Origin of the sequence: Pseudomonas sp. GXZC (assembly GCF_026967615.1) — a bacterium.
Classification (GTDB): Bacteria; Pseudomonadota; Gammaproteobacteria; order Pseudomonadales; family Pseudomonadaceae; genus Aquipseudomonas; species Aquipseudomonas azotoformans_A.
In genome coordinates, this window is record NZ_CP114115.1 from 6,655,326 (window position 1) to 6,681,393 (window position 26,068).

The window sequence follows — 26,068 nt, forward strand, 5'->3', positions numbered from 1 at the left end:
CGACTCGGTCTAGAGGGTTTTCGCCGAGGCCGGGTTGATCATCCGGGTCAGCCCCAGATTCTTCAGCGCCAACTGCAACGAGCTGTGGATAACTTGCGGGTTGTCGATGGTCATCAACTCCGCCAGCAGATCCTTGGCCATGCTCAACTCAACTTGGCGCAACATCCACTTCACTTTCGGCAAGTTGGTGGCGTTCATCGACAGGCTGTCAAAACCCATCGCCATCAACAGCACTGCCGCCGCCGGGTCGCCGGCCATCTCACCGCAGATGCTCACCGGCTTGCCTTCGGCATGGGCGTCGCGCACCACGTGTTGCAGGGCTTGCAGCACCGCCGGGTGCAGGTAGTCGTAGAGGTCGGCGACCCGTGGGTTGTTACGGTCCACGGCCAGCAGGTATTGGGTCAGGTCGTTGGAACCCACCGAGAGGAAGTCCACCTGCCGCGCCAGTTCCTTGGCTTGGTACACCGCCGCCGGGATTTCGATCATCACGCCAATCGGCGGCATCGGTACGTCAGCGCCTTCATCGCGCACTTCGCCCCAGGCGCGGTGGATCAGGTGCAGCGCCTCTTCCAGCTCGTGGGTGCCGGAGATCATCGGCAGGAGGATGCGCAGATTGTTCAGGCCTTCGCTTGCCTTGAGCATGGCGCGGGTCTGTACGAGGAAAATTTCAGGGTGGTCGAGGGTTACGCGAATGCCGCGCCAGCCCAGGAAGGGGTTGTCTTCCTTGATGGGGAAATAAGACAGTGACTTGTCGCCGCCGATATCCAGGCTGCGCATGGTCACCGGCAACGGATGGAAGGCCTGCAGTTGCTCGCGATAAATCGCCAGCTGCTCCTTCTCGCTCGGGAAACGCTGGTTGATCATAAACGGCACTTCGGTGCGGTACAGCCCCACCCCTTCGGCGCCGCGCTGTTGCGCCCGGGCCACGTCGGCCAGCAGGCCGGTGTTGACCAGCAACGGCACACGATGACCATCGGTGGTCACGCAAGGCAGCTCGCGCAACGAATCGAGGCCCAGCGCCAGTTGTTTCTCTTCTTCCACCACTTCGGCGTATTGCTTGCGCAACACTTCGCTGGGGTTGGTGAACACTTCACCGCGATGGCCATCGACGATCATGCCGATGCCGTCGACCTTGGCGTACGGCAGGTCGACCAGGCCCATCACCGTCGGGATGCCCATGGCACGCGCCAGGATCGCGACGTGGGAGTTACCCGAACCCAGTACCGAGACCAGGCCCACCAACTTGCCCTCTGGCACTTCGCCGAGCATGGTGGCGGTCAGCTCTTCACTGACCAGGATGGTGTTGTCGGGGTAGACCAGGTTGGTGGTGCGGTCTTCCTGCAGCTTGGCCAGCAGGCGGCGACCGAGGTCGCGCACATCCGAGGCCCGCTCGCGCAGGTAGTCGTCGTCCATCATTTCAAAACGATTGACGTGATCGGTGACCACCTGGCGCAGCGCGCCCTGGGCCCACTGGCCGGTCTTGATCACGGTCTTGACTTCGTTACCCAGCGACGCGTCATCGAGCATCATCTGGTACACGTCGAACAGTGCGCGCTCTTCGGGGCGCAACTGAGTGGCCAGCTTGTTCGACAGGTTGCGCATGTCGGCGCGCACGCCTTCGAGGGCGGTCTTGAACAGTTTGATTTCAGCGTCGATGTCGCTGACGGTCTTGTCCGGCACCACATCCAGGTCTGCCGGCGGCAACATGACCACCGCCGTACCGACAGCCGCGCCCGGCGAACCCGGCACGCCGACGAACTTGGCTTCCTGGATGCCCTTGCCTTCACGCCCCAGGCCGCGAATCGAGCCGGTGGCTTCAGCGTGGGCGATTACGCCTGCGAGCTGCGCGCTCATGGTCACGAGAAAGGCTTCTTCACCTTCGTCGAACTGGCGGCGTTCTTTTTGCTGAATGACCAACACGCCGACGACACGGCGGTGGTGAATGATCGGTGCACCGAGGAACGAGGCGTAACGTTCTTCACCGGTTTCGGCAAAGTAGCGATAACGCGGGTGATCGGCCGCGTTTTCAAGGTTCAGGGGTTCTTCACGCGTCCCCACCAGGCCCACCAGACCTTCATTGGGCGCCATGCTGACCTTGCCGATCGAGCGCTTGTTCAAGCCCTCGGTGGCCATCAGCACAAAACGGTTGGTCTCGGGGTCCAGCAGGTAAACCGAGCAGACCTGGCTGCCCATGGCTTCCTTGACGCGCAACACAATAATCCCCAACGCCGCCTTGAGATCCTTGGCGGAGTTAACTTCCTGGACGATCTTGCGCAGCGTATTGAGCATGGCTCGGGGTCGAACTCCGTCGTCAGTCGCGCGCTAAAAGGCGCGGGGCAAGCTCTTTGAGAGCGCGACGATAAACCTCGCGCTTGAATGTCACCACCTGGCCCAACGGATACCAATAGCTGACCCAGCGCCAACCATCGAACTCCGGTTTACCGGTCAAATCCATCCGCACCCGCTGCTCGTTGGAGATCAGGCGCAGGAGAAACCATTTCTGCTTCTGGCCGATGCACAGCGGTTGGCTGTGGGTACGCACCAGGCGTTGCGGCAAACGATAGCGCAACCAGCCACGGGTACAGGCCAGAATCTGTACATCTTCGCGCTCAAGGCCGACTTCTTCATTCAACTCACGGTACAAGGCGTCTTCAGGGGTTTCGTCGGGGTTGATTCCGCCTTGAGGAAACTGCCAGGCATCTTGGTTGATTCGGCGAGCCCATAGCACCTGTCCGGCATCATTCGTAAGAATAATCCCGACATTAGGACGGAAACCATCGGGGTCGATCACGGCAACAACCTCGCAAACGCATGTCGCCGCATTGTTCCACAAAGGTTGATGAAGCGGCAACGAGGCTTCTTACCTTATGTGCACTCTTGTGAAAAGACCGTATTCTGGACGCCTTTTTACAGACATTTCAGCGAGTAACTGCAATGCGCCTGGCTTTATTCGACTTGGACAACACCCTCCTCGGCGGTGACAGCGATCACGCCTGGGGCGATTACCTCTGTGAACGCGGGATTCTCGACCCGATCGCCTACAAGGCCCGCAACGACGAGTTCTACCAGGATTACCTGGCCGGCAAGCTCGACAACGCCGCCTACCTGAACTTCAGCCTGGAAATTCTTGGCCGCACCGAGATGGCTCAGTTAGACGAGTGGCACCACGACTTCATGCGCGACTGCATCGAGCCGCTGATGCTGCCCCTGGCCGCCGAACTGCTGGCCAAGCACCGCGCCGCCGGTGACAAGCTGGTGATCATCACCGCCACCAACCGTTTCGTCACCGCGCCAATTGCCGCACGCCTGGGCGTGGAAACCTTGATCGCCACCGAGTGCGAGATGGAAAACGGCCGCTACACCGGGCGCAGCACTGATGTGCCGTGCTTTCGCGAGGGCAAGGTGACGCGCTTGAGCCGTTGGCTGGAAGAGACCGGGTATAGCCTGGAAGACAGCTACTTCTACAGCGACTCGATGAATGACCTGCCGCTGCTGGAGCAGGTGACTCACCCGGTGGCGGTGGATCCGGATCCGAATCTACGGGCTGAAGCCGAGAAGCGTGGCTGGCCGGTGATCACATTGCGAAGCTGATGATCAGTGGTGGTCAAGCCCTACATCGGCTTGGCCACCATCAGATAAAAAATCACCATGAACGCCAAAAACGCCGGCCACCCCAGGCCAAACCACCAGCGCATATAGATCGCGGCCTTGATCGGCATCGCCGTGCCGTCCCGCAGCGCCTGCTCTGCCATCGTGTGCACACGAATCTGCAGCCATACCACCGGCAACCAGCAGATCCCCGCCAACACATACAAACCGAACGTCCACTGCAACCAACTCTGCTGCAACGACCACCCTGCCAGGTGCATCAAGCCGATCCCGCTCAACGGCTGGAACACCGCCGTGGTCGCGGTAAACGCCCAGTCGGCGAACACCAGGTGCTTGAAGGTCGCGGCGATCACTTCCACATTGCCCGTGCGCCAGGCGCGCAGCGCATAGTAAGCCGAGCCCGCGCCCAACCCGAACAGGACGGTCGACGACAGGATATGCAGGGTTTTCAGCAGCAGGTAAGCGCTCATCTAGACGGGCTTGGCACCCATCAACCCGGCAATCGCGACGAACCCCACCAGGCTGACCACCGCCAGCACCAGCGTGAAGTTCAGGCTACCGCCCTCGCCCTTGCGCAGGCGATTGAGGCGCGCCACCAGCCAGAACCAGGCCAGCGCCGCCACGGTATAGAGGAGGCTGGAACCCAGGATCCAGGTCTGCCCCAGCGGCCAGCCGATCAGGTGCACCAGCCACCAGCCGGTAAACGGCATGCTCACCACACACACGCCCATCAACAACCAGACGAACGCCCAGGGGCGCCGCACGGTCACCGCGGGGCCCGCGCTGCGTTTGCGCCAGGCCAGTATCGCCAGGCCCAGGCCGCTAAGCAGCAGCAATACCGTGGCCGCGATGTGGATAACTTTCAGGGTGATCAGGGTTTCCATGTCTCGTCTTCCTTAAAGGCCGCCCCCATCAGCGTAGTCGCTCAACCGAGGAACAGTTTGTAGGCCGGGTTATCGCTTTCATCCCAATACGGGTAGCCAATGGCTTCCAGGGCCGCCGGTACCAGGTGACGCTCGTCCGCCGGCACTTGCAGGCCAGCGACGACACGGCCGTCGGCCGCACCGTGGTTGCGATAGTGGAACATCGAGATGTTCCAGCGCCCGCCCAATTTGTTAAGAAAGTTGAACAAGGCCCCCGGACGCTCCGGGAATTCGAAGCGAAACACCACTTCATTGCTGACGTGGGCCGCATGGCCACCGACCATATGGCGGATGTGCAGCTTGGCCAGTTCGTTCTCGGTCAGGTCCAGCACCGGGAAACCCTGACTGGTGAGACTGGCGATCAGCGCGCTGCGCGGGTCGTTTTCCGGGTGGGTCTGCACGCCGACAAAGATGTGCGCCTCGCTGCCGGAGTGGAAGCGGTAGTTGAATTCGGTGATCTGGCGCTTGCCCACGGCCTCGCAGAACGCCTTGAAGCTGCCAGGTTTCTCGGGGATGGTCACGGCGATGATGGCTTCGCGGCCCTCACCCAACTCGGCGCGCTCGGCCACATGGCGCAGGCGGTCGAAGTTGACGTTGGCGCCAGAGTCGATCGCCACCAGGGTCTGCCCGGTGACGCCACGGGTCTCGACGTACTTCTTGATCCCCGCCACACCCAATGCCCCTGCCGGCTCGGTAATGGAACGGGTGTCGTCGTAGATGTCCTTGATCGCCGCACAGATTTCATCGGTGCTCACAGTGATCACTTCGTCGACATAGTCTTTGCAGATATCAAACGTGTGCTGGCCGATCTGCGCCACCGCCACGCCATCGGCAAAGATACCGACAGTCGGCAACACCACGCGCTCGCCTGCCGCCAGCGCGGCTTGCAGGCAATTGGAGTCGTCCGGCTCGACGCCGATGATCTTGATGTCCGGACGCAGGTACTTCACGTACGCCGCAATCCCGGCAATCAGCCCGCCGCCGCCCACCGGAACGAAAATCGCGTCCAGCGGCCCCGGATGCTGGCGCAGGATCTCCATCGCCACGGTGCCCTGCCCGGCAATGGTGTGCGGATCATCGTAGGGGTGAATGTAGACGTAGCCTTTTTCGTCGACCAGTTTCAGCGAGTAGGCCAGGGCTTCCGGGAAGGAATCGCCATGCAGCACCACTTTGCCGCCACGGGAGCGCACACCTTCGACCTTGATCTCCGGGGTGGTCTTGGGCATCACGATGGTGGCTTTGACCCCCAGCACCTTGGCCGCCAGGGCCAGGCCCTGGGCATGGTTGCCCGCCGACGCCGTGACCACGCCACGTGCGCGCTCCTCAGCCGTCAGTTGGGTCAACTTGTTATAGGCGCCGCGAATCTTGAACGAGAACACCGGCTGCAAGTCTTCACGCTTGAGCCAGACCTGGTTGCCCAGCCGCTCGGAGAGCTGGCGGGCGGTCTGCAACGGGGTTTCTACGGCAACGTCATAAACGCGCGAGGTGAGGATCTTTTTGACGTACTGTTCAAGCATTGGCGGGCATCTACTTTCACGGTTTGGCAGGGCCAAGGAGTCTAACCCGGCTTTTGGCCGGGCGACCACACGAATCCAGAGGTTTTGTTGGGTTATACTCGCGCCCCTCGTTAACTCCCCGCCCGTTCCGGAGCCCGCATGACCCAGGATCAACTCAAACAGGCAGTGGCCCAGGCCGCTGTCGATTTAATCCTTCCTAAACTCGACGACAAGAGCATCGTCGGTGTCGGCACCGGCTCCACTGCCAACTGCTTCATCGACGCACTGGCCCAGCACAAAGGCGCGTTCGACGGCGCCGTGGCCAGCTCCGAAGCCACCGCCGCGCGCCTGAAAGGCCATGGCATCCCGGTGTACGAACTCAACACCGTGAGCGACCTGGAGTTCTACGTCGACGGCGCCGATGAAAGCGACGAACACCTGAACCTGATCAAAGGCGGCGGCGCAGCCCTGACCCGCGAGAAAATCGTCGCGGCCGTGGCCAAGACCTTTATCTGCATCGCCGACGCCAGCAAGCTGGTGCCCGTACTCGGCGCGTTCCCACTGCCGGTGGAAGTGATCCCGATGGCCCGCAGCCACGTGGCCCGCGAGCTGGTGAAACTGGGCGGCGACCCGGTGTACCGCGAAGGCGTGTTGACCGACAACGGCAACATCATCCTCGACGTGTTCAACATGCAGATCACTAATCCGGTGGAACTGGAAACTCAGATCAACGCGATCGTCGGCGTGGTCACCAACGGCCTGTTCGCCGCGCGCCCAGCGGATGTGCTGTTGCTGGGCACCGCCGAAGGCGTGAAAACCCTCAAGGCTTCTTGAACACGTAAAACAGGTTCGGCTCGCTGGTGAGGTAGAGGTTACCGTCATCGTCCATCGCGATCCCTTCCGCCTGAGGCACCCGCTTTTTCAGGCCATGGCGCCCGTTCAGCAGTGACAGACTGCTCAGCGGGCGACCGTCGATATCCAGTTCCAGCACCAGGAATGACTCATCCGACAGCGCCAGCAGATGGCCGCTGCGCTCGTCGTATTGCAGGCTCGACAGGTCACGCACAAACAACCCGGCATCACGCTTGGGGTTGTTGACCACGTGTACCGAGTAGGTTTTTTCCGGTTTGAAGTGGGGAAAGCCATGGATCTCGTAGATCAGCATCGGATCGCGCTCTTTAGCCACGAACAGGCGCTTGCCCACCGAGTCATAGGCCAGGCCTTCAAAACCCTTGTTGCCACCCACATGCAGGCCCAGGGTCATCTGCTCCGCATCCGCGGCGTCGAGGAATTGGGTGTCGTCGTCCACATGCACCTTGATCAAGCGTTGCTGACGCTCATCGCTGATGACGTAGATGTTCTCGCTGATGTACTCCACGGCCTCGGCGTCGCCAAACCCGACCAAAGGAATGCGCCGCAGGATCTTGCCCTCCAGGGACAGCTCGATCAGTTCGGCGTTTTGATTGGTGACGGTAAACAGGCTTTTGCGGATGGGGTCATAGGTGAGGGCTGAGACATCGTCATTGAGACCGTCGATCACCCGGGCTTCCACGGCGACTTGATAATCCGCCAGACCGATGGAGCGTTCGTCCGCCGGCTGGCGCCACACTTGCCAGTTGAACCAGGCGCGCTCGAACAGCCGAAAGTGCTGCGCAACGACCCCAGCGCCGATCAGGACGATCAGCGCAAGCATAAAGAGCATAGGTTTGGGGCGGGCTAGTCGTCGCATCAGGGGGGGCTCAAATTCAAAAGTGGCGAATGAATATCACGCCTGTCTGAATTTAAACTTAAACGCGCCCCGGTGTCTGGCGAATGCCGCTGATAGAGAAATATCCGACGTAAATTGTCCGCTATTTCTGTTTTTCGAAACGATAGAACAGGTTGGGTTCACTGACGATGTACAGCGTGCCGTTCTCGTCCATGGTCACGCCTTCCGCCCGAGGAATGGTGTGTTTGAGACCATTGAAACCGCCGAGCAGGGTCATGAAGCTGACTTGCTCGCCCTTCTCGTCCAGCTCCAGCAGCAGGTGGGAGTCGGCCGACAGCACCAGCAAATGCCCAGTGCGCGGGTCGACGGCCAGGGCCGAGAGGTTACGCATGTCCAATTCCTTGCTGGCCAGCTTCTGCTTATCACCAGACAGGGTTGGGCCGCCGTCGCTTTTCCAGGTGAACAACGCCGGCGGGCGCTCCTCGCCCAGCACCAGTTGCTGGTTGCGCTTGTCCCAGGTGATGGCTTCAAAGGCTTTGTTCTGGTCCTTGGACGGGCCCAGGTCATAACTCGGGAAATCGGCCTTGTTCAACGCCACGGTGGTGGCATCGACCTTGACGATGGTCAGTGTGTGCTGGCGCTCATCGACCACGGCGATCAGGCCGTTTTCCATCACCGTCACGCCTTCCGGGTTATCCCAGCCGTTGAGCGGCATCTTGCGCAGCACGTCGCCTTGCAGGCTCAACTCAGCGAGGAACGGGTTCTTGCCCATCACGGAAAACAGGGTTTTGGTCTGAGGGTTGTAGGAGACGTCGGACGCTTCGTCCTTCTCCATACCCGGTAAAGGCTTACCGTCGATCACAGCCTGGTAGTCCGGCAGCCAGACGCTTTCCTGGCGTTCGGCCGGTGTTTCAAAACGCTCCAGCACCCACAGCACACCGCGATCATCCCAGTGCATGGCCCAGGCAACGCCATAGGAGATCACCCCCACCAGCAACAGCCAGGAATACCAGCGTAAGGCAAAGCGAGAACGCGGCTTGGGTGTAGCGGAGTGCAAGGACACGGCCATTGGGCGCTTTTTCCGGAAAGTCAGCGTTAGGTGATAGCACAGGAATGACAGGCCCGCGCGCAAGAGGCTGGGAATTATCCGGATGGCGTGTGAAAAAAATGCAAAAGCACCCAAACGCCCGTGGCGAGCGGGCTTGTTGTGGCGAGCGGGCTTGTCCCGCGTTGGGCTGCGAAGCGGCCCCAATTAGGCCGGCGCATTCTTCCTGACAAACCGCGCCGTCAGGTTTTAGGGCCGCTTCGCAGCCCAACGCGGGACAAGCCCGCTCACCACAGAAGCCAGCGCCTACAAGAACGGGTTCAGCGAACGCTGCTTTCGAAGCGGTTCACACCCGACAGTTCCAACACCAGCTCATCGCCCACGTTCAGCGGGCCCACGCCAGCCGGGGTGCCGGTGAGGATCACATCGCCCGCTTGCAGCGAGAAGCAGCCGGCCATGTGCTGGATCATCGGGATGATCGGGTTGAGCATCTGCGCGCTGTTGCCATCCTGGCGCACTTCGCCATTGATGCTCAGGCGGATGCCGATGTCGGTCACGTCCGGGAAGGTGCTGCCCACCACGAACGGCGCGATCACCGCCGCACCGTCGAAGGACTTGGCGATTTCCCACGGCAAGCCCTTGGCTTTCAGCTCGGCCTGTTTGTCGCGCAGGGTCAGGTCCAGGGCCGGGGCGAAGCCGGAAATGGCGTCGAGCACTTCTTCACGGCTGGGCTTGGTCGACAAGGGTTTGCCGATCAATACCGCGATTTCCGCCTCGTAGTGCACCGAACCGCGCTCGGTCGGGATGCTGAAACCGCCTTCCAGCGGCACTACGCAACTGCCCGGCTTGATGAACAGCAGCGGCTCGGTCGGCACCGGGTTGTCCAATTCCTTGGCGTGTTCGGCGTAGTTACGCCCGATACACACCACTTTACCGACCGGAAAGTGGATGTTGGTGCCGTCGACATACTTGTGCTGGTAGCTCATGGAACGACTCCTTCAGGGCGATTAAACAGCGAAGATCTTGCCAGGGTTCATGATCCCGTTCGGGTCGAACACGGCTTTGACGGCCTTCATGTATTCGATTTCAACCGGCGAGCGGCTGTAAGTCAGGTAGTCACGCTTGGTCATGCCCACGCCGTGTTCGGCGGAGATCGAACCGTTGTACTTCTCGACGGTTTCAAACACCCACTTGTTCACGGTGGCGCACTTGGCGAAGAACTCGTCCTTGCTCAGGTTTTCCGGCTTGAGGATGTTCAGGTGCAGGTTGCCGTCGCCGATGTGACCGAACCAGACGATTTCGAAGTCGGGGTAGTGTTCGCCGACGATCGCGTCGATTTCCTTCAAGAACGCCGGCACTTTGGAGACAGTCACCGAGATATCGTTTTTGTACGGAGTCCAGTGGGAAATGGTCTCGGAGATGTACTCGCGCAGTTTCCACAGGTTGTGCAGTTGGGTTTCGCTCTGGCTCATCACGCCGTCCAGCACCCAGCCCTGCTCCACGCAATGCTCGAAGGTTTCCAGCGCATGATTGGCGACTTCTTCGGTGGTGGCTTCGAATTCCAGCAGCGCGTAGAACGGGCACTCGGTTTCGAACGGCGCAGGCACGTCGCCACGGCCCATGACCTTGGCCAGGGCCTTGTCGGAGAAAAATTCGAAGGCAGTCAGGTCCAGCTTGCTCTGGAACGCGTGCAAGACCGGCATGATCGAATCGAAGTCGGTCGTACCGAGCACCATGGCGGTGAGGTTTTTCGGCGCACGGTCCAGACGCATGGTGGCTTCGACCACAAAGCCGAGGGTGCCTTCAGCGCCGATGAACAGCTGGCGCATGTCGTAGCCGGTGGCGTTCTTGATCAGGTCGCGGTTCAATTCCAGTACGTCACCCTTGCCGGTGACGACCTTCATGCCGGCCACCCAGTTGCGAGTCATGCCGTAGCGAATCACCTTGATTCCGCCGGCATTGGTGCCGATATTGCCGCCAATCTGGCTGGAACCGGACGATGCGAAGTCCACCGGGTAGTACAGGCCTTTTTCTTCAGCGACGTTCTGCAATTGCTTGGTGACCACGCCCGGCTGGCACACGGCGGTGCGGTCGGTGAGGTTCACGTCGAGGATCTGGTTCATATAGTCGAACGACACGACCACTTCGCCATTTGCCGCCACGGCAGCGGCGGACAAGCCGGTACGCCCGCCCGATGGCACCAGCGCCACCTTGTGGGCATTGGCCCAACGCACAATGGCCTGGACCTGCTCAGTGGTCTTGGGGAAGACAATGGCGGTCGGCGCGGGTGCGAAGTGCTTGGTCCAATCCTTGCCGTAAGCCTCCAGGGAGTCTGCATCGGTCAGCACTTTGCCGGGCTCAACCAGGGTCTTTAGCTCATCAATCAGGGCAGGATGGGTCATCGACAGAACTCTCGAACAATTCATGGTCATCCTGAGAACGCTTCACGTCGCAGGAATGAGTGTTTGCGGGGCGCGTATGCTAGCATACCGCCCCCGCAGGACAGAGCCCAAGGGCGTTTCTGCGGTGACGGCTTTCCTGCCGTCCGGGTCAGCTTACGTGATCCGATTCCCTGCCATTTTTCTCCGGGATACAGGTTTACGCAGATGAGCAAGACTTCTCTCGATAAGAGCAAGATCAAGTTCCTTCTTCTGGAAGGCGTCCACCCATCGGCTGTCGACGTTCTGAAAGCCGCCGGGTACACCAGCATTGAGTACATCACCAGTTCTCTGCCGGAAGCCCAACTCAAGGAAAAGATCGCCGACGCGCACTTCATCGGCATTCGCTCCCGCACTCAGCTGACCGAAGAGATCTTCGATCACGCCAAGAAACTCGTGGCGGTCGGCTGTTTCTGCATCGGCACCAACCAGGTCGACCTCAACGCAGCGCGCGAGCGCGGCATCGCGGTGTTCAATGCACCGTACTCCAACACCCGTTCCGTTGCGGAGCTGGTGCTGGCCGAGGCCATCCTGTTGTTGCGCGGCATTCCTGAGAAGAACGCGTCCTGCCACCGTGGCGGCTGGATCAAGAGCGCAGCCAACTCCTTCGAAATCCGCGGCAAGAAGCTGGGTATCGTCGGTTACGGCTCGATCGGTACTCAGTTGTCAGTCCTGGCCGAAGGCCTCGGCATGCAGGTGTTCTTCTACGACACCCTGACCAAGCTGCCATTGGGCAACGCCACGCAAGTGGCCAGCCTGACCGAGCTGTTGGGCATGTCCGACATCGTGACCCTGCACGTCCCGGAAACCGCTGAGACCCAGTGGATGATCGGCGAGAAGGAAATCCGCGCCATCAAGAAAGGCGGCATCCTGATCAACGCTGCCCGTGGCACCGTGGTCGAGCTGGACGCCCTGGCCGACGCGATCAAGGACAAGCACCTGATCGGCGCCGCCATCGACGTGTTCCCGGTGGAGCCGCGCTCCAACGACGACATCTTTGAAAGCCCGCTGCGTGGCCTGGACAATGTGATCCTGACCCCGCACATCGGCGGTTCCACTGCCGAAGCCCAAGCCAACATCGGCCTGGAAGTGTCGGAGAAGCTGGTCAAGTACAGCGACAACGGTACGTCGGTGTCGTCCGTGAACTTCCCGGAAGTGGCCCTGCCGGCTCACCCTGGCAAGCACCGTCTGCTGCACATCCACCAGAACATCCCTGGCGTGATGATGGAGATCAACAAGGTCTTCGCGGAAAACGGCATCAACATCTCCGGTCAGTTCCTGCAGACCAACGAGAAGGTCGGCTACGTGGTGATCGACGTCGACGCCGAGTACTCAGACCTGGCGCAAGAGAAGCTGCAGCACATCAACGGCACGATTCGTAGCCGCGTGTTGTTCTAAGGTTTCGCCGCAGCATGAAAAAGGGAGCCCCTCGGGGCTCCCTTTTTTGCATCTGAACAAATCTTACTTAACGTTAACCGTGATCACTTTCGAGGCTACAGTGGGCTCGAACTGGCGGTGCACGTTATCGCCAGCCACCAGCTGCAAGGTGTGCTTGCCAGGTGCGAGGGTCAGCTCGGTCTCGGTTTGTGCCTTGCCGAAGTGAATCGACGTGGCCGTGGCTGGAATGGCTTCGTCGGCCTTGAGCGACGTCACGTCCTGATCGACCAGCAGGTGATGATGACCGGCGCCCGGTACTTGCTTGTCGATCGGTTCCAGGTCCAGGCCCTTGACGCCGAATTTGACGGTGAAGGTTTTGTCGACGGTTGCGCCGTCTTTGGGCGAGACGATAAACACCTCGGCGCCTTTGGGAGCAGGCGTGCGAGGGACATCAGCAGCATTCGCCAACATCGAGGCACCCAGCAACAGGCTGGCAAGGGTTGCACGGGACAAAAGGGCTTTCATTCGCTTCTCCAGTTTTTCTGTGAAATCTGTAGGGTTATGACAACTTCGCGACAAATTGCTGTCCAAGGCACTCAACACCATAGCAAAGCGATGCTGAACGGCGCCTCGCACATTAAAAATCTCTAGGAGTGACCATGCGCTTTTCGCCTGGCCTGTTACTGTTGCTGCCCCTTCTGAGCCCTTTGGCTCATGCCGAACTGGTCGATGATGTGTTCGACCGTGGCGAACTGCGCATCGCCCTTGAAGCCAACACCCCACCGTACAACTTCAAGGAAGGCGAAAAACTCACCGGCTTCGAAGTGGAATTGGGCGAACAACTGGCCAAGGAAATGGACGTGCGCCCCTCGTTCATCACCACCGATGACGCCGACCTGCTCCCGGGCGTGGAAACCGGCAAATACGACGTGGCCATCAACCATATCGCTATGACTGCCGCGCTGCAGGATCGGTTCGATTTCAGTGAGCTTTACAACGAGAAGCCAGCGCTGGCGATTCCCTTTCAGAAGGGCAATCCAGCGTTCAAGGCGAGCCTGGACAAGGCCTTGCAGCGCGTGAAGGCGGATGGCCGGTTGAAGGCGTTGGCGCAGAAATGGTTGGAAACCGAGCCGGTGGCCAAAGCCCAATAATCAGCGGTGCGCCAGGGCGGCGGCGGCTTCGGGCAATTGCAATTCACTGAATACCTGAACGCCATGCTGCCTCAACAGCGCCGCCGTCACACCTTCGCCACTCACTTTCACACCCGAAAACGTGCCGTCATAGGTGAGCAGGTTGCCGCACGACGGGCTATTGGCCTTGAGCACGGCAATGCGGATATGGTGGCGCTGCACCAGCGCCAAAGCCTGGCGCGCCCCCTCAAGGAACGCCGCGCTGAAGTCTTCGCCCTCGGCGGTGAGCACCTGGGCGCGGCCCTCCCAGACATCCACGCCTTGCCCGCCTGGAATTTCGGCAGCAGGTCGTGGCGTCGGCAAACCACCCGACACTTCCGGGCAGATCGCCACCACCCGCCCTTCGGCCTGCCACACCGCCAGTTGGTCAAACGGCCCGCTCGCCCCACCGTCATAGCGCACCTTGTGCCCCAGCAGGCAGCGGCTGATCAGTATTTTTTCCATGTTCAGAACGGCTCGTTGCCCCGCCGACGAAACCAGCCGGTAAGGGACAGGCGTTCGCGCGTGGCGGGCATGACTTCGTGGGGCACTTCGCCCGACAGGAACACCACCAGGCAACCGCCGGTGGGCACCACATCGTATTCGACGCCGTCCTTGAGGTACATGCGCAATTGGCCGCCGTGTTCGGGCAGCCAGGCATCGTTCAAGTAGATCACCGCCGAGACCATGCGCCGGTCATCGTCGCGGAAACGGTCCAGGTGCTTGAGGTAGAACGCCCCCGGTGGGTACATCGCGAAATGGCTTTCGAAATCTTCCAGACCGAGGAACAGGCCACGGTTCATCGCCAAACGCAGGCTGTCCATCAGCGCCATGTAGGTGTCGCAGACCGCCGCGTCACCGTCCTCCAACCACTGGATATGGTCACCGCGAATGCCTTCGCGAATTTCCTGGGCCGGGCCGCGCCCCACCGCCGCCGGGGCCAGTTCACCCTCGGCCGCACGTTTACGGCACTCAGCCGCCAGTTCCAGGGTCAGAGCCTGGGGCAGGAAGCCGTCCTGCCGGGACCAGCCCTTTTCGGCCAGGTCGTCGACAATACGTTGCAGCAAGGGGTGATCGAGGGGTATTTGCATGGCGCGCATAGTATCCATACGCCTGTGAATCCGACAGAGCCGCCGAGCGTCTGACTGCACTTTAGTCAGGTGACTGATAGGACTTCTCGACAAATCCTACGCCCGACACGGACAATAGTGGCCGACTGACAGGAGTCCATATGCGTCGTTTGTTTTTTTCCTTGCTGATGTTCTGCGTTTTGCCCGCCTGGGCAGACGGCCATGACCAGTTGTACAAGGTCGCCGGCTGGGCCGAACAACGTGCGCATTTCAATGATGCCCTCAGTGCCGCCCAGCAGCGTTACCGCAACAGCTTGCCACCGGCGGTGTACCAGGCGCTGGTGGACAACAGCAATAAACGCTTCGCCGCCCAGGCTGTGGACCAGCGTGCCGAAGCGCAATTGCGCAAGAACCTGGCGGATCCCAAACCGGCCCTGGCGTTTTTCCAATCGCCCCTGGGCCGCAAGATTGTCGCCGCCGAGTTGCTCGCCACGCGCCGTGATCAACTGGCGAAAAACGCCCAGGGCCTGCCGAAAATCGAAGCCGACGCGACTCGCAGCCTGATCATCGGCCACCTGGCCCAGGCCCTGCCAGCCCGAGAAGCCGGTGCGGAAGTCAGCCTGGCGATTGCCGGAGTCGCGGCCGATAGCTTGAGCCAGATGATTCCCGGCCTGCTGGGCGGTGGGCAGGCCCAAGGCATGTTGAACGGCCAGCGTGAGCGGTTGATGCAGCAGATCGACAAGGATCTGAACAACACGCTGCTGTACGTCTATCGGGATTTGTCCGACCCGGAGCTGGAAGAATTCGCGACGTTTGCCGAGTCGCCGGAAGGTAAGGCGTATTACCAGGCTGCCCTCGCTGCCATTCGCGCCGGACTGGCAGTCGGCCAGAGCACCTCAAGCCTGGCGCCCTGATCGCCATCACACACGGTCGGTGAGGTACTTGAAGTACACCTCGCGAATCTCCGGAATCTCATTGGCCAGGTGATGCCTGCCACGCGGCAGCATCAACACCTCGGGCTGGTCGAACTTGCCGCGCAACACCTGCAGGTTGTGCTGCCAGTCCACCGTCATGTCTTCCTCGCCTTGAACGATCACCGGCCGCCGGGTGCTGCGCGGTGCGGCTTCGATGCGTTTGATCCAGCGCGCCAAAGCGCCCACCCAGGCAGTCGGCAGTTGGCGCGGTTGCAGCGGGTCGGCCTCCAGGAACGGCTTGAATGCCGGGTCGTGGGTGTTTTCGCTGAATCGCCGTGCGATGCCTTTGACGAACGGACGCAGCAGGTAATAGCTGACCTGCGACCACCCCCAGGCACGTGGCCGCACCAGCGGTGACAGCAGAAAAGTCTTTCCCTGGGCCGGGCTGTCGGCGCCATGGTTGAGTAGGTGATCCACCACCACCGCACCACCGGTACTTTGCCCGAACAGGTGCCAGGGTTGCGGCAGTTGCAGTGCTTGCGCCTGGGCAAACAGCGCCTTCACCACCTGCTGATACACCGCAAAATCATCAATGCTGGCACGCGCGCCGCTGGACAGGCCATGCCCCGGCAGATCGCAGGCGATCACCACGAAGCCCTGCTCCAGCGCCCACTTCACCACATGACGGTACAGCCCCATGTGGTCGTAGAAGCCGTGGAACATGAACATCGTCGCCACCGGCGATTGCGGCCACCACACCTGGGCCACCACCTCAAACCCCTCCACCTCGAAACGCCCCAGGCGGCTCATGGCCTGGTCCAGCCCGTAAAAACGCTGGTAGACCCGCGCCTCGGCTGAAAGCGGTTGCGCATCCACCAGGGGCCGCAAGCTTTCGCGCAGATGATCGGGGTCAAAGGTAACGGGCATAAAGGCTTCCAGACTTGCGGCAAAGATGAATATCGAGCTGCGATATTCATCTGTCAGGACAAGCATGGCAAGCTACGCGACCTTCGAGGATACATCTGAATGCGACAGCCCTACCGCACCGCCTTGTTCGCGAGCCTGATCCTGGTGATCTGCGCCGGCGTGCTGTGGGCGGCGTATGACTGGTTCCAAGGCCGCTACCTGCGCGCCTTCAGCGAGCACACGGCGGTGTTTTCCGGCGACCCGTTGAAGCTACCCGCCGACCTTGCCGGCCCCGGCCCGATCCGCCTGGTGCACTTCTGGGACCCGGCGTGCCCGTGCAACGTCGGCAACCAGCAGCACCTGGGCGAGCTGATCGAGCAGTACGCGCCCCAAGGCGTCGAGTTCTACGCGCTGCAAAAACCCGGCAGCCACGGCCAACTGCCCGACAACCTGCGCAGCATGAAAACCCTCACCGCCCTGCCCGGCGCCGAGCAGGTGCCAGCCAGCCCGGCCGTGGGCATCTGGGATCGCAGCGGCAAGCTCGCGTACTTCGGGCCCTACAGCGAAGGCCTCACGTGCAATTCCAGCAACAGTTTTATTGAGCCGATCTTGAAGGCCCTTGAAACAGGACGTGAGGTAAATGCCACGCACACCCTGGCGGTGGGCTGCTATTGTTCGTGGCCAAAAGGCTCGTAACTCGCCACCCCACTCTTGGTAAGGAATGTTCATGAAGCGCGTCTTGCGGGTTCTCGCGGTTCTTGTCGTACTGGTCGCCCTCGGCGCCGGTTGGTACGTTTACAGCAAGCAGCCCACCCGCCAGGGCACGGTCACACTGGCCAACCTGCAAGGCTCGGTCACGGTGCGTTACGACGACCGTGGCGTGCCGCACATCCAAGCCGAGAACGAAACCGACCTGTATCGCGCCCTGGGCTACGTGCACGCCCAGGACCGCCTGTTCCAGATGGAGATCATGCTGCGCCTGGCCCGAGGCGAACTGGCCGAGGTGCTGGGGCCCAAGGTGCTGGAGACCGACAAGCTGTTCCGCAGCCTGCGCATTCGCGACCGTGCGGCCACCTATGTGGCGCAACTCGACCACGAGTCGGCGCACTGGAAGGCGCTGCAAGCCTACCTGGACGGAATCAACCAGTATCAGGACAGCCACGCCAGCCCGATGGAGTTCGACGTGCTGGGCATCCCCAGGCGGCCGTTTACCGCCGAGGACACCATCAGCGTCGCCGGGTACATGGCCTACAGCTTTGCCGCCGCGTTTCGTACCGAGCCCGTGCTGACCTACATCCGCGACCAACTGGGCAGCGACTACCTGAAAGTCTTTGACCTGGACTGGCAACCCAAAGGCGCCCTCAACCTCGCCACCAGCGATTGGCAGGCCTTCGGCGCCCTCGCCTCCCTGAGCGAACAGGCCCTGGCCGACAACGGCCTGCCGCAGTTCGAAGGCAGCAACGCCTGGGCCATCAGCGGCAACCGCACCAAGAGCGGCAAGCCTTTGCTCGCCGGTGACCCGCACATCCGTTTCTCGGTGCCGTCGGTGTGGTACGAGGCGCAGTTGTCGGCGCCGGGTTTCGAGCTGTATGGCTATCACAATGCACTGGTGCCGGTGGCGTTCCTGGGGCACAACCTGGATTTCGGCTGGAGCCTGACCATGTTCCAGAACGATGACCTCGACCTCATCGCCGAGAAGGTCAACCCGGACAACCCCAACCAGGTCTGGTACCACGACCAGTGGGTCGACATGAGCAGCACCGAGCAACAGATCGCAGTGAAGGGCCAGGCGCCGGTGACGCTGACCCTGCGTCAATCGCCCCACGGCCCGATCATCAATGATGTGCTGGGCGAAAACGCCGGCAAGACGCCGATTGCCATGTGGTGGGCATTCCTCGATACCCAGAACCCGATTCTTGAGGGCTTCTACCAGCTCAACCGCGCCGACACGCTGGTGAAGGCCCGTGCGGCGGCGGCCAAGGTGTCGGCGCCGGGGCTGAACATTGTATGGGCGAATGCCAAGGGCGATATCGGCTGGTGGGCGGCGGCGCAGTTGCCGATCCGGCCAACCGGCGTCAACGCCGGATTTATCCTTGACGGCAGCACCGCCCAGGCCGACAAGCTGGGCTTCTATCCCTTCAGCGCCAACCCCCAGGAAGAAAACCCGGCGCGCGGCTACGTGGTGTCAGCCAATGCCCAGCCGGTCTCACCGACCGGCATGGAGATTCCCGGTTACTACAACCTGGCCGACCGTGGTCAACAGTTGAACGCGCAGTTGAGCGACAAGAGCGTGAAGTGGGATGTGAATAACAGCCAGGCCTTGCAGCTCGGCACCACCACCGCCTTCGGCCCGCGCCTGCTGGCGCCGCTGTTGCCGGTGCTGCGTGAGGTGGTCAAGGACCCGGCGCAGTTGAAACTGGTGGAGCAGCTTGCAAGCTGGAAGGGTGACTACCCGCTGGACTCGACCAGCGCCACGCTGTTCAATCAGTTCCTGTTCAACCTGGCCGACGCCGCCTTCCATCCGAAACTCGGCGACGGCATGTTCAAGACCCTGCTCGGCACCCGCGTGATCGACGCCGCCCTGCCACGCCTGGCCGCCGCGCCGGATTCGCCGTGGTGGGACGGCAAGCGCGCCGACACCGTCAAGCTCGCCTGGGACAACAGCCTCGCACACCTCAAGGCCACCTTCGGCGATGACCCAAGCCAATGGCAATGGGGCAAGGCCCATACCCTGACCCACGGCCACCCGCTGGGCTCGCAGAAACCCTTGGACCTGATCGTCAATGTCGGCCCGTTCCCGGCGCCGGGCACCCACGAAGTGCCAAATAACCAATCGGCCAACATCGGCCCGGCACCGTGGCCCGTCACCTATGGGCCTTCGACCCGCCGTCTGATCGATTTCGCCGACGCGGCCCACGCATTGACCATCAACCCGGTCGGCCAAAGCGGGGTGCCGTTTGACCGGCATTACGGCGACCAGGCAGAAACCTACATCGAAGGCGGCTACGAACAGGCGCACTTCACCGACGAGGAAGTCACCGCCAACACCCGTGGCACCCTCAAGCTGCTACCCGCCCGATGACCGCAGGCGCCCCGGCGCCTCGCCATAGGTTTCCTTGAATTTCTTACTGAATGCCGCCTGGGACTGGTAACCCACCTGGGCGGCGATATCCAGCAGGCTCAGGTGCGACTGGCGCAACAGGTTGAAGGCCAGTTCCATGCGCAACTGGGTCAGCAGCACCCACGGCGACACGCCCGCGACTTTCACGAACGCACGCATGAAGGTGGCGCGTGACATCGTCGCAGCCGACGCCAGACTGTCGATGGTCCACTCATGCCCCGGATCGGCCAGCATCGCCTGCCAGGCCTTGCTCAGGCGCTTGTCGGCAAGCAGCGCGAAGGTGCCGGCCACGGGCGCCTGGCGCGCCAGCCAGGTGCGCAGGATCAGGGTGAACAGCGCCGACGACAACGCATCGATGAAGGAGCGCGCGCCCAGTTGCTGGCTGTCCGCTTCACTGCGCAGCAGCGCAATCAACGCCGCCAGTTGGCCGTCGCCTTGCCACTCGCGGCTGGACACCACCAGGTACTCCGGCAACGCGCCGAGCAGCAATGACTGGCGGTTGTAGTGGAAGCTGCCGCAAAGCATGTCGAGCTCCGGCCGGTCGCCGCCCAGGCGATGCACCGGGAGCAGGCCACCCTCGATCACCATGGGCTGCATCGGCCGGATGCGCGCGCCCTGGCTGCGTAATAAATGGGTAGCGCCGCCGGGCATCAGCAGAATATCGCCCTCCTCCAGCGTCACTTGCTGCCCGCCTGACAACTCGGCGCGGCAGTTGCCGCTGAGCACAATGTGGTAAGGCGCCACGCCGAGGCACTCCGGCGCGTGGTCCAGGGCCCAGTCCCCCTGGAATTGACAGCGTAGATCCAGACTGCCGCGCAGGTTGGCCAGCGCGATGAGTGTGTCGATCGAATTCATTTGCGAGCATCGGTCAAAAAGATGAGCGGATTGAACAATAACGCTACCTCCGAACGGAAGAGACTGGCTTCACACCCACCACACCTGTTCAGGAGTTACCGCAATGTTCAATAACTGGTCCGACTTGCTGCCTACCGTGAAGAAAGCCTTTGGCGCGCTGGGCAAGAGCAACCCGAAGATGGTCAAAGCCTACATGGCGCTGGGCGAAGCCGCCGAAGAAAACAACGTGCTCGACGCCAAGACCCGTGAACTGATCTCTATCGCCGTGGCCATCACCACCCGCTGCGATGGCTGCATCGGCGTGCATGCCGACGCGGCGATCAAGGCCGGCGCCACCCGTGAAGAAGTCGCCGCAACCCTGGCCACCGCCATCTCGCTGAATGCGGGCGCGGCGTACATCTACTCGCTGCGCGCCCTGGAAGCCTACGACACCCTCAAACCGGCGCCGCAAAGTTAAGCCGGAACTGTTGCGGCGTCACGCCCAGCCGGCGGTTGAACACACTGCGCATGTGCTGGGCGTCGCGAAAGCCGCATTGATAGGCGACAGTCTTGAGCGGTGCGGGGCTGCTTTCAAGCATGACCCGCGCCGCGTCTACGCGCGCCCGCTCGACAAACTCCGCGGGTGTGATCCGCGCCTCTCGGGCAAACACCCGAGAGAAATTACGCGCGCTCATATTGGCCGCCTTGGCCAGGTCAGCAATGGTCAAATCCCCCGTCAGGTTCGCCAACACGTACAACTGCACCAGCGCCACCGCCGAAGTGGTTTCGGCGTGGGGTGTCAGGAACGGGCTGAACTGCGACTGCCCGCCCGAGCGCTGGGTAAACACCACCAGGCGCTTGGCCACACTCAACGCGACTTCCGGGCCGTGATCCTGGGCCAGCAAATACAGCGACAGATCGATGCCCGCCGTGACCCCGGCCGAGGTGTAGAGATTGCCGTCCTGCACATAGAGGCGGTCGGCGTCGACCTGGGCCGTGGGGCACAAGCGCGCCAGGTCCGCTGCGTCATTCCAGTGGGTGGTCACGGTTTTGCCGTCCAACAGCCCCGCGCGCGCCAGCATGAAGGCGCCATTACAGATCGAGCCGAAACGTTGCGCACGGTCAGTGGCGCCGCGCAGCCAGTCGTCGAACTCGACGCCGAAGTCTTCGAAGGGCAACTGCGGGCCGCCGGCGACCAGCAGCAGGTCGTAGGGCTCAAGCGCTTCGCTGTAATGCCGGTGGGCCTGCAACGCGAGGCCGTTTGAGGCGGCCATACTGCCGTGGCAGAAGCCGATTACTTCCAGTTGGTAATGGTCTTGCGACGGTAGAAAGCGGTTGGCTTCGCAGAACACGTCCATGGGGCCGGTCACGTCCAGTGATTGGACGCCGGGGAAGATCAGGATGGCGACGGTTTTGCCCATGGTCGGAAATAACCTTGTGATGAATCGACGGTAGACGATCGCCTCACCCTAGCGAATCACCCACCAACATGCCACTTGGCACGATGTAGCGGCACATTGGCCGGGATCGCATCCTCGCCGCCATAGCCCCTTCGCGGGCACGCGACCAGACTGGACTCATCGGCGCCACCCCCGGCGCTTTGTTGAGGAGAACGACCATGAGCACCACCATCGCCGGCATCCAGATCCCGGACAGCGCCCTGGCCAAGGCCACCACCGAATACATTCGCGACGTCGAATCCGACCTGCTCTACCACCACTCCCGCCGGGTCTTCCTGTTCGGCGCGTTGAGCGGCGAACGCAAGCAGCTCGCCTACAACCCGGAGCTGCTCTACGTCGGCGCGATGTTCCATGACCTGGGCCTGGTGGAAGGCCACCGCAGTGAAAACGAACGCTTCGAAGTCGACGGCGCCAACGCGGCGGCGGCCTTTCTCAAGCCTTACGGGCTGAGCGATGACGATATCGAACAGGTGTGGCTGTCCATCGCCCTGCACACCACACCGGGCGTGCCGCAGCATCTGCGTCCGACCGTGGCGCTGGTGACAGCCGGTGTGGAAATGGACGTGCTGGGCATGGACTACGCCGCATTTTCCACCGTGCAGCGCGAAGCTGTGGTGCATGCGCATCCACGTGGCGAAGGGTTCAAGGAGTGCATCATCTGCGCGTTTGCCGACGGCTTGCGTCATCGTCCGCAGACCACGTTTGGCAACGTGAAGACGGATGTGCTGGTGGATCAGGAGCCGGGGTTCAAGCCGATGAATTTTGTGGAGGTGATTCGTAAATCGCCGTGGACTGCGTAACCAATAAGGCTAACTCGATCAATGTGGTGAGCGGGCTTGCCCCGCGCTGGGCTGCGTAGCAGCCCCTCCTTAGGTATCGCATCCATTCAGAACGAATGCGGTGCCTGGTTTTGGGGCTGCTGCGCAGCCCAGCGCGGGGCAAGCCCGCTCACCACACAAGCCCTCTCCTACAGCAAGCCTGCTCCCATAGGTGGGTGTTAGACCGGTGCAGGCGCCCGGCGCTTGTCCGGCTGTTGCCAGCCATCCGCCGCCGCTTCTTCGATGGCTTGCTGGATCGCCTTCTTGCGCATCTCTTCGGCACGACGGCTGAAGAACCACACCAGGAAGGTCACCAGCGACACCGCCAACAGGATCAGGCTGGCCACGGCGTTGATCTCGGGTTTAACCCCAAGACGTACCGCCGAGAACACTTCCATCGGCAAGGTGGTGGAACCCGGCCCCGACACGAAGCTGGCCAATACCAGGTCATCCAGCGACAGCGCGAACGACATCATGCCGCCCGCCGCCAACGACGGCGCGATCATCGGGATGGTGATCAGGAAGAACACCTTCCACGGCCTCGCCCCCAAATCCATTGCCGCTTCTTCGATCGACAGGTCCAGCTCACGCAAGCGCGCCGACACCACCACCGCCACGTACGCCGCACAGAACGTGGTGTGGGCGATCCAGATGGTGACGATGCCACGCTCCTGGGGCCAGCCGATCATCTGCGCCATGGCAACAAACAGCAGCAACAGCGACAGACCGGTGATCACTTCCGGCATCACCAACGGCGCAGTCACCAGGCCGCCGAACAGCGTGCGACCCTTGAACTGGCTGATGCGCGTCAGCACGAAGGCCGCGAGCGTACCCAGCGCCACCGCGGCCACCGCCGTGTAGCAGGCGATTTCCAGGGAGCGTGCCACCGAGCCCATCAACTGGGTGTTGTCCAGCAGGCCCACGTACCACTTGATCGACCAACCGCCCCATACCGTCACCAGTTTGGATTCGTTGAACGAGTAGATCACCAGGATCAACATCGGCAGGTAGATGAACAACAACCCCGCCACCAGCATAAAGCTGGAGAATCTGAAGCGCTTCATATCTTGCCCTCCATCTCTTTGGCTTGGCTGCGGTTGAACAGGATGATCGGCACGATCAGGATCGCCAGCATCACCACCGCCAGGGCAGACGCCACCGGCCAGTCACGGTTGTTGAAGAATTCTTGCCACAACACTTTACCGATCATCAGGGTTTCCGGGCCGCCCAGCAGTTCCGGGATCACGAACTCGCCCACCACAGGGATGAACACCAGCATGCAGCCGGCGATGATGCCGTTCTTGGACAGCGGCACAGTGATCTTCCAGAAGCTGTTGAAGGTGCTCGAACCCAGGTCGGATGCGGCTTCCAGCAGGCTCTGGTCGTGTTTCACCAGGTTGGCGTACAACGGCAGGATCATGAACGGCAGGTACGAATAGACCACGCCGATATACACCGCAATATTGGTGTTGAGGATCTGCAGCGGTTCGTTGATCAACCCGATGGACATCAGGAAGCCGTTGAGCAAGCCGTTGTTGCTGAGAATGCCCATCCACGCATACACGCGGATCAGGATCGCGGTCCAGGTCGGCATCATGATCAGCAGCACCAGCACGGTCTGCATCTCTTTGCGCGCACTGGCAATGGCGTAGGCCATCGGATAGCCGATCAGCAGGCACAGCAGCGTGCTGAAGAACGCCATTTTCAGCGAGCCCAGGTACGCGGCGATGTACAACTCGTCGTCGCCGAGCATCGCGTAGTTGCCCAGGTTGAGCACCAACTGCAGTTTCTGCTCAACGAAGGTGTAGATCTCGGTGTACGGCGGGATCGCGACGTCGGCTTCGGCAAAACTGATCTTCAGGACGATGAAGAACGGCAGCATGAAGAACAGGAACAGCCACAGGAAGGGAATGCCAATGACCGCATGACGGCCACTGGGCGTTATTCGTTGCAGGCGGCGCTTGAGCTTCTTCATGTTCATGAGCGAAGTACCACGCCGCTGTCGTCTTCCCACCACACGTAGACCTGGTCACCCCAGGTTGGCCGCTGGCCACGGCGTTCGGCGTTGGCGACGAAGGATTGCACCAGCTTGCCGCTCGGCAGCTCCACGTAGAACACCGAGTGGCCGCCCAGGTAGGCAATGTCGTGCACCTTGCCGCTGGACCAGTTGTGTTCGCAGGTCGGCATTTCGGTGGTGACCAGCAGTTTTTCCGGGCGAATCGCGTAGGTCACCGACTTGTCTTCCACCGACGTGGCGATGCCGTAGCCCACGTAGATGTCGCGGTCCAGGTCGGCGCACTTGAGCACCGCGTGGCCTTCGGCGTCGTCAACCACTTGGGTGTCAAAGATGTTGACGTTGCCGATGAACTCGCACACCAGGCGGCTGGTAGGCGTTTCGTAGATGTCGATCGGGCTGCCGATCTGGGCGATCCAGCCCAGGTGCATGATCGCGATGCGCTCGGCCATGGTCATGGCCTCTTCCTGGTCGTGGGTCACCATCACGCAGGTCACGCCGACGCGCTCGATGATTTCCACCAGTTCCAGCTGCATCTGCGAACGCAGTTTCTTGTCGAGGGCGCCCATGGGCTCATCGAGCAGCAGCAGTTTCGGACGCTTGGCCAGGGAACGCGCCAGGGCCACACGCTGACGCTGGCCACCGGACAACTGGTGCGGCTTGCGCTTGGCGTACTGGCTCATCTGCACCAGCTTGAGCATCTCGGCCACGCGGGCGTCGACCTCGGCCTTGGGGATCTTGTCCTGTTGCAGGCCGAAGGCGATGTTCTGCGCCACGGTCATGTGCGGGAACAAGGCGTAGGACTGGAACATCATGTTGATCGGCCGCTCGTAGGGCGGCATGTCGGTGATGTCTTCGCCGTCGAGGTAGATGCGGCCCTCGGTCGGGCGCTCGAAACCCGCGAGCATGCGCAGCAAGGTGGACTTGCCCGAACCCGAACCGCCGAGCAGGGCGAAGATCTCGCCTTTCTTGATTTCCAGGGACACATCGTCCACGGCAATCGTCTCGTCGAACTTCTTCGTGACCCGGTCGATTTTGACCAGCACCTTCTTCGGTGTCTGGTCCCCTTCGAGGGCTTTCTTATAGGCGCCGGAGGCAACTGCCATTTACGAAACTCCCAACAAAATTGCTGTTCGCCCGATGCAGGCGAACCCAGGATAGTTTGA

27 protein-coding genes are annotated in these 26,068 nt (G+C 61.5%); 9 read left to right on the forward strand and 18 right to left on the reverse strand.

Going from position 1 to position 26,068, the window contains the following annotated elements; genetic code table 11:
• Positions 1 to 9 precede the first annotated feature (9 nt).
• A complete protein-coding gene (gene ptsP / locus OZ428_RS31520) occupies positions 10 to 2,289 on the reverse strand; it encodes a phosphoenolpyruvate--protein phosphotransferase (protein WP_010207299.1) in 2,280 nt (759 codons plus the stop codon).
• A gap of 22 nt (positions 2,290 to 2,311) precedes the next feature.
• Positions 2,312 to 2,791, reverse strand: a complete 480-nt coding sequence (locus OZ428_RS31525; protein ID WP_003176750.1) for an RNA pyrophosphohydrolase — start codon at positions 2,789 to 2,791, stop codon at positions 2,312 to 2,314.
• Positions 2,792 to 2,934: 143 nt separating this feature from the next.
• Between OZ428_RS31525 and OZ428_RS31530 the strand changes: the two genes are divergently transcribed.
• A complete protein-coding gene (locus tag OZ428_RS31530; protein ID WP_269132249.1) occupies positions 2,935 to 3,591 on the forward strand; it encodes an HAD family hydrolase in 657 nt (218 codons plus the stop codon).
• A gap of 20 nt (positions 3,592 to 3,611) precedes the next feature.
• On the opposite strand, the gene OZ428_RS31535 is transcribed toward OZ428_RS31530, so the two are convergent.
• The 3 genes from OZ428_RS31535 to ilvA are packed head-to-tail and all read right to left on the reverse strand — an operon-like array spanning position 3,612 to position 6,049.
• The gene (locus tag OZ428_RS31535) at positions 3,612 to 4,079 is read right to left on the reverse strand and encodes a DUF2269 family protein (RefSeq protein WP_133075490.1); all 468 of its coding nucleotides are present in this window, start codon (positions 4,077 to 4,079) and stop codon (positions 3,612 to 3,614) included.
• A complete protein-coding gene (locus OZ428_RS31540) occupies positions 4,080 to 4,493 on the reverse strand; it encodes a DUF2269 family protein (protein WP_269132251.1) in 414 nt (137 codons plus the stop codon). It lies immediately after the preceding gene.
• 41 nt (positions 4,494 to 4,534) lie between these two features.
• On the reverse strand, positions 4,535 to 6,049 hold the full coding sequence (ilvA, locus tag OZ428_RS31545; protein ID WP_033897581.1) for a threonine ammonia-lyase, biosynthetic: 1,515 nt from the start codon (positions 6,047 to 6,049) through the stop codon (positions 4,535 to 4,537).
• Positions 6,050 to 6,187: 138 nt separating this feature from the next.
• Here ilvA and rpiA point away from each other — a divergent pair, with 138 nt between their 5' ends.
• Positions 6,188 to 6,862 carry a ribose-5-phosphate isomerase RpiA gene (gene rpiA, locus OZ428_RS31550; protein WP_033897580.1) on the forward strand — a complete coding sequence of 225 codons (675 nt, stop codon included), beginning with the start codon at positions 6,188 to 6,190 and terminating at the stop codon, positions 6,860 to 6,862.
• Here rpiA and OZ428_RS31555 read toward each other — a convergent pair.
• From OZ428_RS31555 to OZ428_RS31570, 4 genes are all read right to left on the reverse strand, one after another.
• Complete coding sequence (locus OZ428_RS31555; RefSeq protein ID WP_133075492.1) at positions 6,849 to 7,757, reverse strand: SdiA-regulated domain-containing protein; 909 nt, start codon at positions 7,755 to 7,757, stop codon at positions 6,849 to 6,851. The two genes, rpiA and OZ428_RS31555, sit on opposite strands and share 14 nt — an antisense overlap.
• A gap of 121 nt (positions 7,758 to 7,878) precedes the next feature.
• Positions 7,879 to 8,805 (reverse strand): SdiA-regulated domain-containing protein, encoded by a 927-nt coding sequence (locus OZ428_RS31560; RefSeq protein WP_269132252.1) that lies wholly within the window; start codon positions 8,803 to 8,805, stop codon positions 7,879 to 7,881.
• A gap of 296 nt (positions 8,806 to 9,101) precedes the next feature.
• Entirely contained in the window at positions 9,102 to 9,767 is a 666-nt protein-coding gene (locus OZ428_RS31565; RefSeq protein WP_061434528.1) for a fumarylacetoacetate hydrolase family protein, read from the reverse strand.
• A gap of 21 nt (positions 9,768 to 9,788) precedes the next feature.
• Positions 9,789 to 11,183, reverse strand: coding sequence for an FAD-binding oxidoreductase (locus OZ428_RS31570; RefSeq protein ID WP_122675396.1), 1,395 nt, complete (start codon positions 11,181 to 11,183; stop codon positions 9,789 to 9,791).
• 204 nt (positions 11,184 to 11,387) lie between these two features.
• On the opposite strand from OZ428_RS31570, the gene serA reads away from it, so the two are divergent.
• The gene (gene serA / locus OZ428_RS31575) at positions 11,388 to 12,617 is read left to right on the forward strand and encodes a phosphoglycerate dehydrogenase (RefSeq protein WP_003195214.1); all 1,230 of its coding nucleotides are present in this window, start codon (positions 11,388 to 11,390) and stop codon (positions 12,615 to 12,617) included.
• Between the two features lie 63 nt (positions 12,618 to 12,680).
• Here the strand turns inward: serA and OZ428_RS31580 are convergent, their stop codons facing one another.
• Positions 12,681 to 13,121, reverse strand: coding sequence for a DUF4399 domain-containing protein (locus OZ428_RS31580; RefSeq protein ID WP_033897576.1), 441 nt, complete (start codon positions 13,119 to 13,121; stop codon positions 12,681 to 12,683).
• Between the two features lie 134 nt (positions 13,122 to 13,255).
• Between OZ428_RS31580 and OZ428_RS31585 the strand changes: the two genes are divergently transcribed.
• Complete coding sequence (locus tag OZ428_RS31585; RefSeq protein WP_133075494.1) at positions 13,256 to 13,747, forward strand: transporter substrate-binding domain-containing protein; 492 nt, start codon at positions 13,256 to 13,258, stop codon at positions 13,745 to 13,747.
• Here the strand turns inward: OZ428_RS31585 and OZ428_RS31590 are convergent, their stop codons facing one another.
• Complete coding sequence (locus OZ428_RS31590) at positions 13,748 to 14,230, reverse strand: DUF523 domain-containing protein (RefSeq protein WP_269132253.1); 483 nt, start codon at positions 14,228 to 14,230, stop codon at positions 13,748 to 13,750. It abuts the gene before it with no gap.
• 2 nt (positions 14,231 to 14,232) lie between these two features.
• Entirely contained in the window at positions 14,233 to 14,865 is a 633-nt protein-coding gene (locus OZ428_RS31595; RefSeq protein ID WP_025999959.1) for a 2OG-Fe(II) oxygenase, read from the reverse strand.
• A gap of 131 nt (positions 14,866 to 14,996) precedes the next feature.
• Between OZ428_RS31595 and OZ428_RS31600 the strand changes: the two genes are divergently transcribed.
• Positions 14,997 to 15,749 carry a DUF2059 domain-containing protein gene (locus tag OZ428_RS31600; RefSeq protein WP_095013917.1) on the forward strand — a complete coding sequence of 251 codons (753 nt, stop codon included), beginning with the start codon at positions 14,997 to 14,999 and terminating at the stop codon, positions 15,747 to 15,749.
• Positions 15,750 to 15,755: 6 nt separating this feature from the next.
• On the opposite strand, the gene OZ428_RS31605 is transcribed toward OZ428_RS31600, so the two are convergent.
• Entirely contained in the window at positions 15,756 to 16,676 is a 921-nt protein-coding gene (locus tag OZ428_RS31605; RefSeq protein WP_269132254.1) for an alpha/beta hydrolase, read from the reverse strand.
• Between the two features lie 99 nt (positions 16,677 to 16,775).
• Here OZ428_RS31605 and OZ428_RS31610 point away from each other — a divergent pair, with 99 nt between their 5' ends.
• The gene (locus tag OZ428_RS31610; protein ID WP_028618361.1) at positions 16,776 to 17,351 is read left to right on the forward strand and encodes a DUF6436 domain-containing protein; all 576 of its coding nucleotides are present in this window, start codon (positions 16,776 to 16,778) and stop codon (positions 17,349 to 17,351) included.
• A 31-nt stretch (positions 17,352 to 17,382) separates the two neighbouring features.
• Positions 17,383 to 19,737: a penicillin acylase family protein gene (locus tag OZ428_RS31615; protein WP_269132255.1), complete on the forward strand. Its 2,355-nt coding sequence runs from the start codon at positions 17,383 to 17,385 to the stop codon at positions 19,735 to 19,737.
• Here the strand turns inward: OZ428_RS31615 and OZ428_RS31620 are convergent.
• Positions 19,723 to 20,631 (reverse strand): AraC family transcriptional regulator, encoded by a 909-nt coding sequence (locus tag OZ428_RS31620; RefSeq protein WP_269132256.1) that lies wholly within the window; start codon positions 20,629 to 20,631, stop codon positions 19,723 to 19,725. The genes OZ428_RS31615 and OZ428_RS31620 overlap by 15 nt on opposite strands.
• A 103-nt stretch (positions 20,632 to 20,734) precedes the next feature.
• On the opposite strand from OZ428_RS31620, the gene OZ428_RS31625 reads away from it, so the two are divergent.
• Complete coding sequence (locus OZ428_RS31625) at positions 20,735 to 21,088, forward strand: carboxymuconolactone decarboxylase family protein (protein WP_016973032.1); 354 nt, start codon at positions 20,735 to 20,737, stop codon at positions 21,086 to 21,088.
• Here OZ428_RS31625 and OZ428_RS31630 read toward each other — a convergent pair.
• The gene (locus tag OZ428_RS31630; protein WP_269132257.1) at positions 21,066 to 22,031 is read right to left on the reverse strand and encodes a GlxA family transcriptional regulator; all 966 of its coding nucleotides are present in this window, start codon (positions 22,029 to 22,031) and stop codon (positions 21,066 to 21,068) included. The two genes, OZ428_RS31625 and OZ428_RS31630, sit on opposite strands and share 23 nt — an antisense overlap.
• A 197-nt stretch (positions 22,032 to 22,228) precedes the next feature.
• Between OZ428_RS31630 and OZ428_RS31635 the strand changes: the two genes are divergently transcribed.
• Complete coding sequence (locus OZ428_RS31635) at positions 22,229 to 22,870, forward strand: HD domain-containing protein (RefSeq protein WP_269132258.1); 642 nt, start codon at positions 22,229 to 22,231, stop codon at positions 22,868 to 22,870.
• A 197-nt stretch (positions 22,871 to 23,067) separates the two neighbouring features.
• On the opposite strand, the gene OZ428_RS31640 is transcribed toward OZ428_RS31635, so the two are convergent.
• From OZ428_RS31640 to OZ428_RS31650, 3 genes are read right to left on the reverse strand one after another with little or no spacing between them, the layout of a single operon-like run.
• On the reverse strand, positions 23,068 to 23,952 hold the full coding sequence (locus tag OZ428_RS31640) for an ABC transporter permease subunit (RefSeq protein WP_065931819.1): 885 nt from the start codon (positions 23,950 to 23,952) through the stop codon (positions 23,068 to 23,070).
• Positions 23,949 to 24,869, reverse strand: coding sequence for an ABC transporter permease subunit (locus tag OZ428_RS31645; RefSeq protein ID WP_016979002.1), 921 nt, complete (start codon positions 24,867 to 24,869; stop codon positions 23,949 to 23,951). Before OZ428_RS31645 ends, OZ428_RS31640 begins: the two co-directional genes overlap by 4 nt.
• Entirely contained in the window at positions 24,866 to 26,008 is a 1,143-nt protein-coding gene (locus OZ428_RS31650) for an ABC transporter ATP-binding protein (protein WP_033897564.1), read from the reverse strand. The genes OZ428_RS31645 and OZ428_RS31650 overlap by 4 nt, the downstream gene beginning before the upstream one ends.
• Positions 26,009 to 26,068: the final 60 nt, after the last annotated feature.

Coding starts and splice junctions, on each gene's coding strand:
- OZ428_RS31630 (WP_269132257.1), bottom strand. CDS start 22,031: ATGGGCAAAACCGTCGCCATCCTGATCTTCCCCGGCGTCCAATCACTG.
- OZ428_RS31600 (WP_095013917.1), top strand. CDS start 14,997: ATGCGTCGTTTGTTTTTTTCCTTGCTGATGTTCTGCGTTTTGCCCGCC.
- OZ428_RS31615 (WP_269132255.1), top strand. CDS start 17,383: ATGAAGCGCGTCTTGCGGGTTCTCGCGGTTCTTGTCGTACTGGTCGCC.
- OZ428_RS31590 (WP_269132253.1), bottom strand. CDS start 14,230: ATGGAAAAAATACTGATCAGCCGCTGCCTGCTGGGGCACAAGGTGCGC.
- ilvA (WP_033897581.1), bottom strand. CDS start 6,049: ATGCTTGAACAGTACGTCAAAAAGATCCTCACCTCGCGCGTTTATGAC.
- OZ428_RS31540 (WP_269132251.1), bottom strand. CDS start 4,493: ATGGAAACCCTGATCACCCTGAAAGTTATCCACATCGCGGCCACGGTA.
- serA (WP_003195214.1), top strand. CDS start 11,388: ATGAGCAAGACTTCTCTCGATAAGAGCAAGATCAAGTTCCTTCTTCTG.
- ptsP (WP_010207299.1), bottom strand. CDS start 2,289: ATGCTCAATACGCTGCGCAAGATCGTCCAGGAAGTTAACTCCGCCAAG.
- OZ428_RS31640 (WP_065931819.1), bottom strand. CDS start 23,952: ATGAAGCGCTTCAGATTCTCCAGCTTTATGCTGGTGGCGGGGTTGTTG.
- OZ428_RS31635 (WP_269132258.1), top strand. CDS start 22,229: ATGAGCACCACCATCGCCGGCATCCAGATCCCGGACAGCGCCCTGGCC.
- OZ428_RS31535 (WP_133075490.1), bottom strand. CDS start 4,079: ATGAGCGCTTACCTGCTGCTGAAAACCCTGCATATCCTGTCGTCGACC.
- OZ428_RS31610 (WP_028618361.1), top strand. CDS start 16,776: ATGCGACAGCCCTACCGCACCGCCTTGTTCGCGAGCCTGATCCTGGTG.
- OZ428_RS31570 (WP_122675396.1), bottom strand. CDS start 11,183: ATGACCCATCCTGCCCTGATTGATGAGCTAAAGACCCTGGTTGAGCCC.
- OZ428_RS31645 (WP_016979002.1), bottom strand. CDS start 24,869: ATGAACATGAAGAAGCTCAAGCGCCGCCTGCAACGAATAACGCCCAGT.
- OZ428_RS31555 (WP_133075492.1), bottom strand. CDS start 7,757: ATGCGACGACTAGCCCGCCCCAAACCTATGCTCTTTATGCTTGCGCTG.
- OZ428_RS31560 (WP_269132252.1), bottom strand. CDS start 8,805: ATGGCCGTGTCCTTGCACTCCGCTACACCCAAGCCGCGTTCTCGCTTT.
- OZ428_RS31620 (WP_269132256.1), bottom strand. CDS start 20,631: ATGAATTCGATCGACACACTCATCGCGCTGGCCAACCTGCGCGGCAGT.
- OZ428_RS31650 (WP_033897564.1), bottom strand. CDS start 26,008: ATGGCAGTTGCCTCCGGCGCCTATAAGAAAGCCCTCGAAGGGGACCAG.
- rpiA (WP_033897580.1), top strand. CDS start 6,188: ATGACCCAGGATCAACTCAAACAGGCAGTGGCCCAGGCCGCTGTCGAT.
- OZ428_RS31595 (WP_025999959.1), bottom strand. CDS start 14,865: ATGCGCGCCATGCAAATACCCCTCGATCACCCCTTGCTGCAACGTATT.
- OZ428_RS31605 (WP_269132254.1), bottom strand. CDS start 16,676: ATGCCCGTTACCTTTGACCCCGATCATCTGCGCGAAAGCTTGCGGCCC.
- OZ428_RS31580 (WP_033897576.1), bottom strand. CDS start 13,121: ATGAAAGCCCTTTTGTCCCGTGCAACCCTTGCCAGCCTGTTGCTGGGT.
- OZ428_RS31565 (WP_061434528.1), bottom strand. CDS start 9,767: ATGAGCTACCAGCACAAGTATGTCGACGGCACCAACATCCACTTTCCG.
- OZ428_RS31530 (WP_269132249.1), top strand. CDS start 2,935: ATGCGCCTGGCTTTATTCGACTTGGACAACACCCTCCTCGGCGGTGAC.
- OZ428_RS31585 (WP_133075494.1), top strand. CDS start 13,256: ATGCGCTTTTCGCCTGGCCTGTTACTGTTGCTGCCCCTTCTGAGCCCT.
- OZ428_RS31625 (WP_016973032.1), top strand. CDS start 20,735: ATGTTCAATAACTGGTCCGACTTGCTGCCTACCGTGAAGAAAGCCTTT.